At 65.9% G+C, this 13,587-nt stretch carries 14 protein-coding genes; 1 reads left to right on the top strand and 13 read right to left on the bottom strand.

From position 1 onward, the window contains the following. Positions 1-216 precede the first annotated feature (216 nt). The 13 genes from A0W70_RS03315 to rpoE all read right to left on the bottom strand — a co-directional run bounded on the left by A0W70_RS03315 (position 217) and on the right by rpoE (position 11,805). Complete coding sequence (locus tag A0W70_RS03315; protein ID WP_070988205.1) at positions 217-1,296, bottom strand: calcium/sodium antiporter; 1,080 nt, start codon at positions 1,294-1,296, stop codon at positions 217-219. 35 nt (positions 1,297-1,331) lie between these two features. Next, a complete protein-coding gene (locus A0W70_RS03310; protein WP_070988204.1) occupies positions 1,332-2,147 on the bottom strand; it encodes a ferritin-like domain-containing protein in 816 nt (271 codons plus the stop codon). Further along, entirely contained in the window at positions 2,144-2,875 is a 732-nt protein-coding gene (recO, locus tag A0W70_RS03305; RefSeq protein WP_070988203.1) for a DNA repair protein RecO, read from the bottom strand. The genes A0W70_RS03310 and recO overlap by 4 nt, the downstream gene beginning before the upstream one ends. Continuing rightward, a complete protein-coding gene (era, locus tag A0W70_RS03300) occupies positions 2,872-3,768 on the bottom strand; it encodes a GTPase Era (RefSeq protein ID WP_245675795.1) in 897 nt (298 codons plus the stop codon). Before era ends, recO begins: the two co-directional genes overlap by 4 nt. 26 nt (positions 3,769-3,794) lie before the next feature. Then, the gene (gene rnc / locus A0W70_RS03295) at positions 3,795-4,472 is read right to left on the bottom strand and encodes a ribonuclease III (protein WP_070988201.1); all 678 of its coding nucleotides are present in this window, start codon (positions 4,470-4,472) and stop codon (positions 3,795-3,797) included. A 4-nt stretch (positions 4,473-4,476) separates the two neighbouring features. After that, a complete protein-coding gene (locus tag A0W70_RS03290) occupies positions 4,477-4,839 on the bottom strand; it encodes a DUF4845 domain-containing protein (RefSeq protein ID WP_070988200.1) in 363 nt (120 codons plus the stop codon). Between the two features lie 174 nt (positions 4,840-5,013). Continuing rightward, positions 5,014-5,817, bottom strand: a complete 804-nt coding sequence (lepB, locus tag A0W70_RS03285; protein ID WP_070988199.1) for a signal peptidase I — start codon at positions 5,815-5,817, stop codon at positions 5,014-5,016. A 63-nt stretch (positions 5,818-5,880) separates the two neighbouring features. After that, on the bottom strand, positions 5,881-7,677 hold the full coding sequence (gene lepA, locus A0W70_RS03280; protein ID WP_070988198.1) for a translation elongation factor 4: 1,797 nt from the start codon (positions 7,675-7,677) through the stop codon (positions 5,881-5,883). Beyond that, positions 7,677-7,928, bottom strand: a complete 252-nt coding sequence (locus A0W70_RS03275; RefSeq protein ID WP_070988197.1) for a glutaredoxin family protein — start codon at positions 7,926-7,928, stop codon at positions 7,677-7,679. Before A0W70_RS03275 ends, lepA begins: the two co-directional genes overlap by 1 nt. Continuing rightward, positions 7,928-9,379 (bottom strand): DegQ family serine endoprotease, encoded by a 1,452-nt coding sequence (locus A0W70_RS03270; RefSeq protein WP_070988196.1) that lies wholly within the window; start codon positions 9,377-9,379, stop codon positions 7,928-7,930. Before A0W70_RS03270 ends, A0W70_RS03275 begins: the two co-directional genes overlap by 1 nt. A gap of 264 nt (positions 9,380-9,643) precedes the next feature. Further along, positions 9,644-10,624, bottom strand: a complete 981-nt coding sequence (locus A0W70_RS03265; RefSeq protein WP_070988195.1) for a MucB/RseB C-terminal domain-containing protein — start codon at positions 10,622-10,624, stop codon at positions 9,644-9,646. Continuing rightward, the gene (locus A0W70_RS03260; protein WP_070988194.1) at positions 10,611-11,216 is read right to left on the bottom strand and encodes a sigma-E factor negative regulatory protein; all 606 of its coding nucleotides are present in this window, start codon (positions 11,214-11,216) and stop codon (positions 10,611-10,613) included. Before A0W70_RS03260 ends, A0W70_RS03265 begins: the two co-directional genes overlap by 14 nt. Continuing rightward, positions 11,206-11,805, bottom strand: coding sequence for an RNA polymerase sigma factor RpoE (gene rpoE / locus A0W70_RS03255; RefSeq protein WP_070988297.1), 600 nt, complete (start codon positions 11,803-11,805; stop codon positions 11,206-11,208). Before rpoE ends, A0W70_RS03260 begins: the two co-directional genes overlap by 11 nt. A 151-nt stretch (positions 11,806-11,956) precedes the next feature. Here rpoE and nadB point away from each other — a divergent pair, with 151 nt between their 5' ends. Beyond that, positions 11,957-13,585, top strand: a complete 1,629-nt coding sequence (gene nadB, locus A0W70_RS03250; RefSeq protein WP_070988193.1) for an L-aspartate oxidase — start codon at positions 11,957-11,959, stop codon at positions 13,583-13,585. Positions 13,586-13,587 lie beyond the last annotated feature (2 nt).

The raw sequence follows: 13,587 nt of genomic DNA, 5'->3' as shown, positions 1-13,587 counted from the left end.
CTCGAAGCTGCGACGCGGAACCTCCGGTCCGCGTAGGCGCCGCGCACGGCGCCGGCCCGCGTTTGCGTCTTTCGAACCGGGGTCGTGCGACCGGGAGGATGCCACTGGACGCCGGTTCGCGAGCAAGCTCGCTCCTACAGGTGTATTCGCGCTGCGGTAGCAGGATTCATGTAGGAGCGAGCTTGCTCGCGATCCGCGGCCTGCCGCCCGTCGATCTCAGTGATTTCCCTGCCAACCACGGAACGCCAGCACGGCCAGAGTGATGGCGGTCAGCGGCAGGACGAACAGGGTCATGGCGGCATTGAACGGAGACAGCGCCGCGTGGCCGGTCGCGGTCAGTACCAGCCAGCCCGTCCACGCGAAGTAAAAGGCGAGGAACAGTCCGCCCTCCCAGCGAGCGATCCTGGCGCCGGTGAAGAATATCGGCAGGCAGGCGACGGCCACCGCGATCATGATCGGCAGATCGAACCACAACGCGTTGGCGGCCACCGCCAGTCCCTCGGCCGAGATTACGCTGCTGAGGCCGAGCACGCCGAGGATATTGAACAGGTTGCTGCCGACCACGTTCCCAACGGCGATATCCCGCTCCCCGCGCAGGCTCGCCATGATCGAGGTGACCACCTCGGGCAGCGAGGTCCCGGCGGCGATGACCGTCAACCCGATCACCAGCTCGGTGACGCCCAGCCAGCGCGCAAACGTCACGGCGCCGTCGACGAACCACCGCGACCCGAACACGAGCAGAACCAGTCCGACCGCAATCAGGGCCAGGTTCAGGCCGTGACGTGCCAGACCGGAGCCTCCCGCCGGCGGGCTCGACGGCTGCGGGCCGGCCGCGTCCCGGGAGGCCGCCGCCTCGTCGCGTCCGAGCCGCGCGAGCAGGACGATCCAGACGACCAGTCCGACCAGCAGGATCAAGCCATCGAACCGGCCGATGGCGCCATCGAGCGCCATCAGTAGCGCGGCGCAGGAGACCCCGATCATCAGCGGCACGTCGAACCGGATCAACTGGCTCGATACGGCCAGCGGCACGATCAGCGCCGACAGACCGAGGATGAACAGCACATTGAAAATGTTGCTGCCGACCACGTTGCCGACGGCGATATCCGCCTGACCGCCCAGGGCCGACTTCACGCTGACCGCGAGTTCCGGCGAGCTGGTACCGAACGCGACCACGGTCAGGCCGATTATGAGCGACGGGATGCCGAACGCCGCCGCCAGGCTCGAAGCGCCGCGTACAAGCAGATCGCCACCGACAATCAGCAGCACAAGCCCGGCGATGAGCATCAGGATCGTCATGCGTGGCAGGCTAGCATCTCAGACGGGCACGCGGATCATGTGCCCTCGGCCGCCAGGGCCTCGAGATCGTCCAGTTCTTCTTCCGTAAAACCGGCGTGCAGCCGGCCCTCGCGATCAAAAGGCCCCTTGATACGGCCGCTCATGTATTCCCGGATCAGGCTGTTGAACGTGGCACGCGGCTCCTGATTGGCCCAGCCGCACGCGGCATGGAACCAGCGGTTGCCGATATGCACATGTTCGATCTCATCGTGATAGATCACGTCGAGCGCGGCGACGGCATCTTCGGCGCCCACGCCCCGCAGGCTCTTCATCAGGCCCGGCGTCACATCGATGCCCCGCGCTTCCAGCACCCGTGGCACCAGTGCCATGCGCACGAGCAGATCGTGATCCGTTTTCACCGCGGTTTCCCAAAGGCCGTTATGGGCGGGGAAATCGCCATAATCGTAACCGCGGTCATTGAGCAGACCACGCAGCATCCCGAAATGACGCGCCTCGTCGGCCCCGACGCGCGCCCAATCGACGTAGAAATCGCGTTCCATGTCCGGAAACCGGTACACGGCATCGACGGCGAGATTGATGGCGTTGAATTCGATGTGCGCCAGCGCGTGCAGCAACGCGGCCCGCCCGGGTTCGCTGCCGAGGCCGCGACGCGGCAATTCACGGGGGGAGACCAGTGCCGGGCGCTCCGGTCTGCCGGGGATCTCGAATCGCCGCGGCGTATCCGGGTGTTGGAGGGGAACGCGATCGTTACGGACATCGTCATACAGCGCCGCCGCCGCGTCGCATTTGGCGGCCGGGTCGCGCTCCAGCACCACCGCCTCGGCACGTGCCTGGACCACGGTATCGCTCATGTGCTCCCTCCCCCGTACATCGAACGGTACAGTTCCCGGCTCTTCAGGGGCCGGCTGCCGAGGTGCGGCGCCAGGCTCGCGCGTAGAATCCGTCGCGCCGAACGCAGTACATCGGCATCGTCGAATTCACGGTGCGCGATCGCAAGCAGGTGCGCACCCGATACCCGCAGCGCCTCCGATCCGGCCGGTCCATAGGCCGGTGCCGGCCCATGCTCGACGAGGAAATCGTAGTCGATATCGGGCTGGACCGGTTCCCCCGTACCCACATCGCAATCCAGCGGCGGCGCGAAGCCGAGCGCATCCAGCAGTTCGATCTCGAAACGCCGCAGGGCCGGTTCCGCCGGCCCGTTATCGGCGAGCGCCGTAATCACCGCGTCATAGGCCTCGAAGACCTCGGGATTGACGTCGTCCCGGCCGAGCAGGCGCATGACCAGTTCGCTGCAGTAGAAACCGGCCAGCAGCGCACGCCCGGCGGGCGGCGCGCGCCAGCGTTCGGCATCCACCGTGGTCAGCGTCCGCAGTTCCCCGCGGCCGGTCCAGGCCATCAGCAGCGGCTGGAATGGTTCCAGCAGCGGCCGGGTGCGGTTACCGCGGCTGCGCACGCCGCGCGCGACCAGGCCGATGCGCCCGGCATCGGCGGTCAGGGCCTCCACGAGCATGCTGGTGTTGCGCCAGGGCCGGGTCTGCAGAACGTAGCCGCGGCCAAGCTCGCCGCGTGCGGGGGTCATTCCGTCTCGTAGCCGAACTGGCGCAGTGCGCGGGCGTCGTCGGACCAGTCGGCGCGGACCTTGACCCACAGCTCGAGGTGGATCCCGGTACCGAACAGCCGCTGCATCGCCTGGCGGGCGCTGGACCCTACCGCCTTGAGGCTCTCGCCACTGCGGCCGATCACGATGGCCTTCTGGCCTTCGCGCTCCACCCAGATGATCGCGTCGATGCCGGTGCGCCCATCCTCCATCGCCTCGAAGCGGTCGATCGATACCGTCAGCGCGTAGGGCACTTCCTGGCCCATGCGGCGCGTCAGCTGCTCGCGGATGAGTTCAGCCGCCAGGAAACGTTCGTCCCGATCGGTCAGGTCGTCCGCTTCGAACTGGTGCTCGCCCTCGGGAATCCGTTCACGCAGTTCGCTCCACAGGCCCTCGACATTGTCGCCGGTCCATGCGGACAACGGCACGACCGCCTCCATGTCGAGCTGTCCGGAAAAGGATTCGAGGAATGGAAGCAGGGTTTTCTTGTCCTTGATCCGGTCGACCTGGTTGACCACCCCGATCACCGGGACACCGGCCTCTCGCAACCGGTCGCGCACCAGCGCGTCGTCATCATCCCAGCGCCCGGCACCGACGACGAACAGCGCGACATCGACCCCCGTGATGGCGGCGGTCGCGGCGCGGTTGAGACTGCGATTGAGTTGCCGGCGCGCATTGCCGTGCAGGCCCGGCGTGTCGACGAAGGCGATCTGCAGATCGCCCTCTGTCACGATGCCGAGGATCCGGTGGCGGGTCGTCTGCGGGCGTGACGCGGTGATACACAGCCGTTCGCCGATCAGGCGATTGACCAGCGTGGATTTGCCCACGTTGGGACGGCCGACGACGGCGACAACACCGAAACGGGTCTGACTCACGTGTTCCTCCCGAACCATTGGATCTCTCAGTGGTGCTGCGCGAGCGCTTCGAGACAAGTCAGTGCCGCCTGCTGCTCGGCCTTGCGGCGGCTGCGGGCCGTCGCCTGCCGTTCACAGTCCAGCGCCTCGATACGACAGCGGACCGTGAACTGCTGCGCATGGTCCGCGCCGGTCACCTCGATGACCTCGTAGGCCGGCGGTGAATAGCGACGACTCTGAAGATACTCCTGCAGGCGCGTCTTGGGGTCTTTCAGTTCGTCGGCGTTCGGGAGATCCGTCAGGCGGCTCGCAAACAGGGCCAGCACGCGTGCGCGCACGGTCTCGAAATCGCTGTCCAGGAACATCGCCCCGACCAGCGCCTCGAAGGCATCGGCCAGGATCGATGCGCGCCGGTGACCACCGCTCTTGCGCTCGCCCTCACCCATCACGAGGGCTTCGCCGAGACCCATCTCGCGGGCGATTCCGGCCAGGGTTTCACCGCGCACCAGCGCCGCCCGCAGGCGACTGAGTTCGCCCTCCGGCGATGCCGGCCGCAAGCGGTAGAGTTCGATCGCGATGATGCTGTTCAGCAACGCATCACCGAGGAATTCGAGCCGCTCATTGTTCGCGGCCCCGGCACTGCGGTGCGTCAACGCCTCACGCAACAGGTCCGGCTCGGAAAAGTCGTGCCCGAGCGCCTGCGCGATTCGTTCCATCGGTTCCATCGCGTCAGCGGGAAATCTTGCGGTCGAAATTCACCACGAGTTCGACATTCGCCAGCAGCGGCCGGCGTTCCTCATAGTTGACATGGATCTCCAGACCGCCGTCCCGCCGGCGGATATCCATGACCTCCCGCGGCTCCAGCGAGCGCAGGTTGTTCAGACCGAAGCGCACGCGCACCTTCTCCCAGATCTCGGCCATGTCATCATCACTGCGGGTATCTTCCTGCACCGACTCTGCGACTGAAATAACGCTCCAGTAGTTCAGATACACCGGGGTCAGGCGAACCGCGACCAGCAATACGAAGCCGACGACGATCAGTACGCCCAGCATGGCCCACATCGTCATCCCGCGTTGGCGTTGCGCGATCATCGCAATCTCCCCAGAGACTATAAAAGTATTCATGCGCCTGCTGCGCAAGCGCCACGGCGGCCGCTTTGACCGATCCTTCTCGTCACATAAGACCCACTATGCTTCTCGAATGATCGGCCAAATCGGCTCGCCGTGCCACTCGCTCGCGACGACGCAGAATACTTTCACAGTCTCTCACTCGATACCATTGCCGATCCGTGACCAGTCTACCCCACCGCCGTTCCAATCCCAGTGCATCCAGATGAATTCGGCCTCACCGACGAGGTTGGCCTCAGGGACATAACCCCACGAGCGGCTGTCGTTGCTGTGATCGCGGTTGTCGCCGAGCACGAAGTACTGTCCTTCGGGAACGATGAACTCACCCTCGGGGCTGCGACCATCCGGATCGAGCAGAACCGAATGCACCGTGCCATCGATCCGCTCGTGGAATTCGAGCAGCTCGGCGCCGCGGTTCTGGCCCGCCGGGAGATATTCACCCACCTTTTCCATGGGCACCGGATCGCCGTTGATGAAGAGGCGCCGATTGTAATACGCGATCTGATCGCCCGGCAGACCGACGATCCGCTTGATGTAATTGATCGACGGCTTGCGCGGATAGCGGAACACGGCCACGTCGCCGCGATCCGGCGAGCCGGTATCGATGATCTCGGTATGCGTGACCGGAAGCCGGACGCCGTACGACAGCTTGTTCACCACGATGAAATCGCCGACCTCGAGGGTCGGCAGCATCGATGGCGAGGGGATACGGAACGGTTCCGCGAGGAACGACCGCAGCACCAGCACGATGAGGAGGACCGGGAAGAACGAGCGCGCGTATTCGACCAGCGCTGGATCCGGAATCGCATCCGCGCGGGCACCATGGGTCTTTTCCATGGATCGCGCGCGCCGGGCACCGGCGAACACCACGGCATCGATGGCCCAGATCAGGCCCGATACGGCGGTCGCCAGTACAAGGATGACTTCGAAATCCAGCCCCATATTGACACTCTCCGGTCAGCGCACTTGCGGCCCGTCGGGACCGCGCCGGCGGCAGCGGGCGTATTATTGGTTTTTCTCGACCTGCAACACGGCGAGGAAGGCGTCCTGGGGTATCTCGACCTTGCCCACCTGCTTCATCCGCTTCTTGCCTTCTTTCTGTTTCTCGAGCAGCTTGCGCTTGCGGCTGACGTCGCCGCCGTAGCACTTCGCCGTGACGTTCTTGCGCATCGCCTTGACCGTGGAACGCGCGATGATGTGGTTGCCGATCGCCGCCTGAATGGCGACCTCGAACATCTGGCGCGGGATGATCTCGCGCATACGATCCACGAGTTCACGGCCGCGCTGCTGGCTCTTGGCCCGATGCACGATCAGCGACAGCGCATCGACGCGGTCCCCATTGATCAGGATGTCCAGGCGTACGAGATCTGAGGTCTCGAATCGCTTGAATTCGTAATCGAACGAGGCATAGCCGCGGCTGACCGACTTCAGGCGATCGAAGAAATCGAGCACGATCTCGGCAAGCGGCAACTCGTAGACCATCGAGACCTGGTTGCCGATATAGGCCATATTCTTCTGGACGCCGCGTTTCTCCACGCAGAGCTTGATGACCTCCCCGATGAACTCCTGCGGCATGAGCAGGTTGGCCTCGACCACGGGTTCACGGATCTCGGCGATCGAGGTGACAGCAGGGAGTTCGGACGGGTTATGGACGTTGAGGATCTCGTTGTCCGTCGTGAGCACCTCGAACACCACGGTCGGTGCGGTGGTGATCAGATCGAGACCGTATTCCCGTTCCAGCCGCTCCTGGACGATCTCCATGTGGAGCATGCCAAGGAAACCGACCCGGAAACCAAAGCCCAGGGCCTGCGATACCTCTGGTTCGTAATGCAGCGACGAATCATTCAGGCGCAGCTTGCCGAGCGCGTCACGGAACGCCTCGTAGTCATCGGAACTGATCGGGAACAGACCGGTGTACACGTTGGGCCGGATTTCGCGGAAACCGGGCAGCATTTCCGGGGCCGGATTCGATGCGGAGGTGATCGTATCGCCGACCTTGGTCGCGTCGATGTCCTTGATGCCGGCGATCAGGAACCCGACTTCGCCGACCTCGAGCGCATCGCGCGACTCGCGCCGCGGCGTGAACACGCCGACCGAATCGACATGGTAAGCCCGCCCGGTCGACATCATCTGGATCTTCTCGCCCGATTTCAGGCGCCCCTGAAAAACCCGCACCAGCGAGACGACGCCGACGTACTGGTCGAACCACGAATCGACGATCAGTGCCTGGGTGGGCGCGTCCGGATCGCCCTGCGGTGGCGGCACCTGCTGAACCAGGCGCTCCAGCAGATCGATCACGCCCACACCGGTCTTGGCCGATACACGGACCGCATCGAGCGCCTCCAGGCCGATCACGTCCTCGATCTCCTGGGCCACGCGGTCGGCGTCCGCGGCCGGCAGATCGACCTTGTTCAGGACGGGGATCACCTCGAGGTCGAGTCCGATTGCCGTGTAGCAATTGGCGACGCTCTGCGCCTCCACGCCCTGCGAAGCGTCCACGACCAGCAACGCGCCTTCACAGGCCTGCAGGGAGCGGGCGACCTCGTAGGAGAAATCGACGTGCCCGGGCGTATCGATGAAGTTGAGCAGGTACTCCTGACCATCGCGCGCTGTGTACTTCAGCGATACGGCCTGGGCCTTGATCGTGATACCGCGCTCGCGCTCGAGGTCCATCGAATCCAGCATCTGCTCCGAGCGTTCGCGCTCGGTGAGCAGGCTGCAGTTCTCGATGAACCGATCGGCCAGCGTCGACTTGCCATGGTCGATATGGGCGATGATGGAGAAGTTGCGGATCTGCTGCATCAGGTATCCGGGGCCGTGGCGAGCGCGCGTTCAAGCGCATCCGCGTCAAGGTGGTAACGGGCGATTTCGGTGCCGTCGAGTTCCAGCACCGGGATTGCGGTGTTATAGCGGCGGGCGAGCTCCGGATCGCGGTCGATATCGACCGTGTCGATATCGAAACCGAACCGCCCGGCGATCGGACGGGCCCCTGCCAGCAGCTCATCGCAGAGACCGCAGCGGGCGCGCGTGTACAGAACCAGACGCCCCGCCATTATTCGGCCTCGGGCACCTCGATGGCTATAAACTGCGGCCCGCTGTCGCGCTCGACCAGCAGCGCCACGCTCCGTCCCCCGGGCAATTCGGCCACTCGCCGGGCGAAGTCCTCGACGCCCTCGATGGGCCGGGAGTTCATCATCACGATCACGTCACCCTGGCGGAGCCCGCTGCCGGCCGCGGGCGTGGACAACAATTCGACCACCTCGACGCCCCCTGGTCCAAGGTCGCGCTGTTCGCGCAACGCGTCGCTCACGGGCGCGACCCGCATGCCAAGCCGCTCGCCGGCATCTTCCCGCGGCGCGCTCTGCGGATCCTCGTCACCATCCGTGTCCGGCGCACCGTACCCGGCCAGTTCGGATTCACCCGGCAGGCGACCTATGGTCACGCGCAGCGTCATGCGCTGCCCATCGCGGACGATGTCGAGTTCGGCCTTCGAGCCGATCGGGGTCTGCCCCACCATCGGCGGCAATGCACTCGACCGGGGTACCTCATCGCCATTGAATCCGACGATCACGTCGCCGACCCGCAGGCCCGCCTTTGCCGCCGGTGAATCCGGCAGCACCCGCGCCACGAGCGCGCCACGCGCGCGCTCCATGCCGAAGGATTGCGCGAGGTCCCGCGTCACCTCCTGGATCACGACGCCGAGCCAGCCGCGCGCGACCTTGCCCGTTTCCCGCAGCTGGTCGGCGACGTCGACCGCGACGTCAATCGGGATCGCGAACGACAGCCCCATGAAACCGCCGGTGCGACTGAATATCTGGGCGTTGACTCCGACCACCTCGCCATCGAGGTTGAACAGCGGGCCACCGGAGTTGCCGGGGTTGATGGCCACATCGGTCTGGATGAACGGGACGTAGTTGTCGTTCGGGAGACTGCGCCCTTTCGCACTGACGATGCCCGCGGTGACCGAGTGATCAAACCCGAACGGCGACCCGATCGCAAGGACCCACTCACCGACCTCCAGATCGTCCGGATCGCCGACCGTCACCGCCGGCAGCCCCTCGGCGTCGATCTTCAACAGGGCCACATCGCTGCGCCGGTCGGTGCCGATCAGCTCGGCCTCGAACTGGCGCCGGTCGTGCAGGCGCACCATGATCTCGTCGGCCTCGGCAACCACATGACCGTTGGTGAGGACGTACCCGTCGCTCGAAATAATGAAACCCGATCCCAGCGAGGCGGTATCCCGGCTGCGCGGTTGCGCGCGTTCGCCGAAGAACTTCCGGAACAGATCGCCAAACGGGGAGTCCTCGAGTTCGGGCATGTCGAACCCGGGCGGCAGGCCACCGCGCTGCGGTTCGATCTCCCGGCTGGTACTGATGTTCACCACCGAGCGATATTGCTCTTCCACCAGGTCCGTGAAGTCCGGCAGTTCGGCCACCGCCGTTGCCGGGACGGCCAGGAGACAAATGGCCAGGGCGAGTGCGCGGGCATAAACGGTCTGCAGCATGACGGTGTGTGGCCTCCCGGCGGGATCAACCCTGGAATCGGCGTATTCGGACGGCAGGATCGGCGTGATGTACTGGTCCCCGGAAACGGATCGTCCCGTCCATTCCCGCCGCACGGAACCGGGCTCCTGCGATTCCCGATCCCTCAGGGGACGTCCCCGGCGCGACTGCAATAGACCGCCGGTCGGCCAGCCAACCGACAGCCTCCGATCATAGCACACGCACCGCTGGCCCCGAAGGCGGCCATACCGGCGCGTCGCCGGTGCTCATCGGCGGCGCACGCCGCGCGCGATCCGCTTGACGGTCGCGGCCGGCACTTCGCCCACGACCGTCACCTGGTGGCCTTCGACCTCGCGTCCGAATGCATGCACCGCCCCCATGCGCGACAGGCCGCGCAGCGGCATGGCATCCGTGCCCGCCGGCTCGACGAAGATCGACACCGACGCAAGACCGTCGGTGTAAACCGAGTGCTGGACGGCCTCGCCGTGCGGCGGCATGGCCTGGTTGTGGTGGGAGACCAGACGGAATCCAGGCGGCAGATCGGTCACTTTCCAGTCCGGATTCTCCAGCCGCGTGGAATCCGCCGCCGGATCGCCGTGACGGCTATACGCCTCGCCCTCCAGCGAGGGCTGGAAGCGCTCGCGCCCGACCGTGTCGAGCGGTTCGATGTGCGTGAACATGATGCGTTCGTACACCATGTCCTCGCGGCCGATCAGGTCCGAGCGCAACAGCAGCGCGGTCTCCGTGTCGATCCACATGCGGTAGCCGTAACGATAGCGGTCCTCGCCCCGGATTCGCAGGATCCGCGACTCGCGCCCGGCGATGCGCGCCGTTTCACCAAGCTCGGCCTGGTAATTCGGAGGCAGCGCGCGCAGATCGCGTGGCGGTTTCGGCGCCAGCAGATCGCCCGGGCGCTGATCCACGAGCATTCGGCGTTCGGCCGGCCAGACACAGGTGACTTTCTCGCCCTCGCGGATGATCTCGAACGGTTCCCCATTGAGCACGCGCAGACGCTCATACTCCCGACCGTCGATATAGCCGTGGACGATCGCCATCGATTCCAGGCGGTCGCCATGCTCGTAGACCAGCGTGCCCTCATAGGCCTGCTCGCGCATGGCTGCCGCCATGCGCATCAGCAAGGCGCCCGCTTCATCCGCCGCCCGGGCGGGTGCGGCCCCGGTGAGCAGCATCGTCAGCAGTACCGCCGCAAGCGGCGACCAGCGCAGGCCGGGATCAGCGCTCCGCATTGAAACCGACCAGGCGGCTGCTGGGCATCACGTTGGGCATATCCCCGGCATCGGCAAACCGGTTATGGCTGTTGAGATAGAGGGCGAGGCGTTGCCGGACGCGGTCCTGTTCGGCCGGTGCCAGGCCATCCCCGAAGGTCCCGCTCACGAGCGGCGCCGCGTCCCCGCTGGCCACACCGATCGCGTCGCGCTCGCCGCCGGCAACGACCGGCGCCGGTTCCTCGAATACGCCATCACGCCATACGAGCAGCCCGCCCGCGGCGATCGTCGCAATGACCGCCGCGGCCGCGACCGCGGCGCCCGCGCGGCCCCACAGCGCGCGGCGGATGCCGCCCAGCTGGCCGGGCGACGCGATCGCAGGCTCGGCACTGACCGCGGCCGATACGCGTTGGCTGAAATCGGCGCCGATCAGCCCCGGGTCCGCCCCCTCGAAGCTCGCACGGCTTGCGTGGTAGCGCGCCCAGCGCGCCTGCAGTTCCGGATCCTCGATCAGGCGTCCGACCATCCGGTTCCGCGGCAGGGCCGCGAGCTCTCCGTCGACCAGCGCCGAAAGCGCTTCCTCACCCGTCATCGATTCGGTTTTACTCGTCATCGCTTTTTCCCGTCTCATCGAGCAGCGGCCGGATTGCGGTATCGATCGCTTCGCGCGCACGGAATATCCGTGACCGCACGGTGCCGATCGGACAATCCATTACGGCGGCGATCTCCTCGTAAGACAGTCCCTCCATTTCACGCAGGGTAACCGCCTCGCGCAGCTCCGGCGGCAGTGATTCGATCGTGCTGTACACCGTGCGTTCGATCTCACCGGTCATCAGTGTCCGCTCGGGGGTATCGGCATCCCGCAACAGCGCCCCGTCGTCGTACTGTTCCGCATCGGCCGCGTCGACCCCCTGATCCGGAACCCGGCGCCCCGCCGACACGAGGTGGTTCTTGGCCGTATTGATCGCAATCCGGTACAGCCAGGTATAAAACGCGCTCTCGCCGCGGAAATTCGCCAGTCCGCGATAGGCTTTGATGAATGCCTCCTGGGCCACGTCTTCCACCTCGGAGGTGTCCTGCACGTAGCGCGCAATCAAGTGGGCGATCCGATGCTGGTATTTCTGCACGAGCAGATCGAACGCGGCGCGCTCGCCCCGCTGGACCCGCCGTACCAGTTCGAGATCGACCGCGCGTTCGCTCATCAGGCGCGAGCCCGGACGACCGACACGCATGGCCCACTGAGGTAGACAGTCATGGCAGGCAAAGGTTTCCGGACGATCGGAGATGACCGGGGACTGCGACACCCGGCACGTGTCGTGCCAAAATACACAGCCCCTATCGGACGGACAAGCGATGGCCGACGCCCTCGAGACCGACGTACTCGTCCTCGGCAGCGGTGCCGCGGGACTCACATTCGCCCTGCATGCCGCGGAGCATGCACGCGTAACGGTGCTGGCGAAGGGTCCACTGCCGGAAGGCAATACCTGGTACGCCCAGGGCGGCATCTCCGCTGTACTGGACGGCAGCGACAGCTTCGACTCCCACATCGACGATACGCTCGATGCGGGGGCGGGCCTCTGTGACGCCGACACCGTCCGATTCACCGTCGAGCACGGCCCGGAGTGCATCGACTGGCTGGAATCGCTCGGTGTCGCCTTCACGCGCGAGCCCGCCGGCGGCGATGCGCCCTACCACCTCACGCGCGAAGGCGGCCATGCGCATCGGCGCGTCATCCATGCCGCTGATGCCACCGGGCGCGCGGTCGAGACGGTGTTGATCGAACGCGCACAGGCGCACCCCAATATCGAACTGCTGCCGAACCGCAACGCCGTTGACCTCATCACCGCGCGCGGCGTTGATGGTCAGCGCCGCTGTGTGGGGGCCTACGTGCTCGAGACCCGCGACGGGCGGGTCGAGACGATCCGCGCCCGCGCGGTCGTCCTCGCGACCGGCGGCGCCAGCAAGGTGTATCTGTACACCAGCAACCCGGATGGCGCGACCGGCGACGGCATCGCCATGGCGTGGCGCGCCGGCTGCCGGATCGGAAACATGGAATTCATGCAGTTCCATCCGACCTGCCTGTACCACCCGCGCGCCAAGTCCGCCCTGATCTCGGAGGCCGTTCGTGGCGAGGGCGGCAAGCTGCTGCTACCCGACGGCTCGCGTTTCATGGACCGCTTCGATGCGCGCGCCGAACTGGCACCGCGCGATATCGTCGCGCGCGCGATCGACCATGAGATGAAACGCCTGGGCGCGGACTGCCTGTACCTGGACATCTCGCATCGCGGTGGCGAATTCATCCACGAACATTTCCCGAACATCCAGGCCAAATGCCTGGAGTTCGGCGTCGACATGACGCGTGATCCGATTCCCGTGGTCCCCGCCGCCCACTACACCTGCGGCGGCGTCATGACCGACCGCGCCGGCCACACCGATCTCGAGGGTCTGTACGCGATCGGCGAGACCGCGTGTACCGGCCTCCATGGCGCCAACCGCATGGCCAGCAACTCACTGCTCGAGTGCCTGGTCTTTGCCCGCGCCGCGGCGCGGGACATCGCCGGACGGCTTGACGAGTTCGGTACCACCGACATCATCCCGCCGTGGGATGAAAGCCGAGTGACCAACTCGGACGAGGAAGTGGTCGTTTCGCACAACTGGGACGAGCTGCGGCGGTTCATGTGGGACTACGTCGGCATCGTCCGCAGCGACAAACGTCTGGAGCGTGCGCGCCACCGCATCGACCTGCTGCTCGGCGAGATCGCCGAGTATTACGGCAATTTCCGGGTCACCAACGACCTGCTGGAACTGCGCAACCTCGCGCTGGTGGCCGACCTGATCATCCGCAGCGCCGCCGCGCGGCGCGAGAGCCGCGGCCTGCATTTCACGATCGATTATCCGGAGCGCTCGCCGGTCGCGGCGCAGACCGTGCTCACGCCGCCCGCCCGGAGCGTCGACCCCGTCTCCAGCGCCGGGAGTGCCTGAAC

This window comes from Halofilum ochraceum (genome assembly GCF_001614315.2).
GTDB classification, from domain to species: domain Bacteria; phylum Pseudomonadota; class Gammaproteobacteria; order XJ16; family Halofilaceae; genus Halofilum; species Halofilum ochraceum.
The sequence above is the reverse complement of the archived record's forward strand: the minus strand, read 5'-3'. Positions and strand labels throughout refer to the sequence as shown.

Excerpts from the sequence above, each read along its gene's own strand:
- A0W70_RS03315 (WP_070988205.1), bottom strand. The coding sequence starts at position 1,296 with ATGACGATCCTGATGCTCATCGCCGGGCTTGTGCTGCTGATTGTCGGT.
- A0W70_RS03310 (WP_070988204.1), bottom strand. The coding sequence starts at position 2,147 with ATGAGCGATACCGTGGTCCAGGCACGTGCCGAGGCGGTGGTGCTGGAG.
- recO (WP_070988203.1), bottom strand. The coding sequence starts at position 2,875 with ATGACCCCCGCACGCGGCGAGCTTGGCCGCGGCTACGTTCTGCAGACC.
- rnc (WP_070988201.1), bottom strand. The coding sequence starts at position 4,472 with ATGGAACCGATGGAACGAATCGCGCAGGCGCTCGGGCACGACTTTTCC.
- A0W70_RS03290 (WP_070988200.1), bottom strand. The coding sequence starts at position 4,839 with ATGATCGCGCAACGCCAACGCGGGATGACGATGTGGGCCATGCTGGGC.
- lepB (WP_070988199.1), bottom strand. The coding sequence starts at position 5,817 with ATGGGGCTGGATTTCGAAGTCATCCTTGTACTGGCGACCGCCGTATCG.
- lepA (WP_070988198.1), bottom strand. The coding sequence starts at position 7,677 with ATGCAGCAGATCCGCAACTTCTCCATCATCGCCCATATCGACCATGGC.
- A0W70_RS03275 (WP_070988197.1), bottom strand. The coding sequence starts at position 7,928 with ATGGCGGGGCGTCTGGTTCTGTACACGCGCGCCCGCTGCGGTCTCTGC.
- A0W70_RS03270 (WP_070988196.1), bottom strand. The coding sequence starts at position 9,379 with ATGCTGCAGACCGTTTATGCCCGCGCACTCGCCCTGGCCATTTGTCTC.
- A0W70_RS03265 (WP_070988195.1), bottom strand. The coding sequence starts at position 10,624 with ATGCGGAGCGCTGATCCCGGCCTGCGCTGGTCGCCGCTTGCGGCGGTA.
- A0W70_RS03260 (WP_070988194.1), bottom strand. The coding sequence starts at position 11,216 with ATGACGAGTAAAACCGAATCGATGACGGGTGAGGAAGCGCTTTCGGCG.
- rpoE (WP_070988297.1), bottom strand. The coding sequence starts at position 11,805 with ATGAGCGAACGCGCGGTCGATCTCGAACTGGTACGGCGGGTCCAGCGG.
- nadB (WP_070988193.1), top strand. The coding sequence starts at position 11,957 with ATGGCCGACGCCCTCGAGACCGACGTACTCGTCCTCGGCAGCGGTGCC.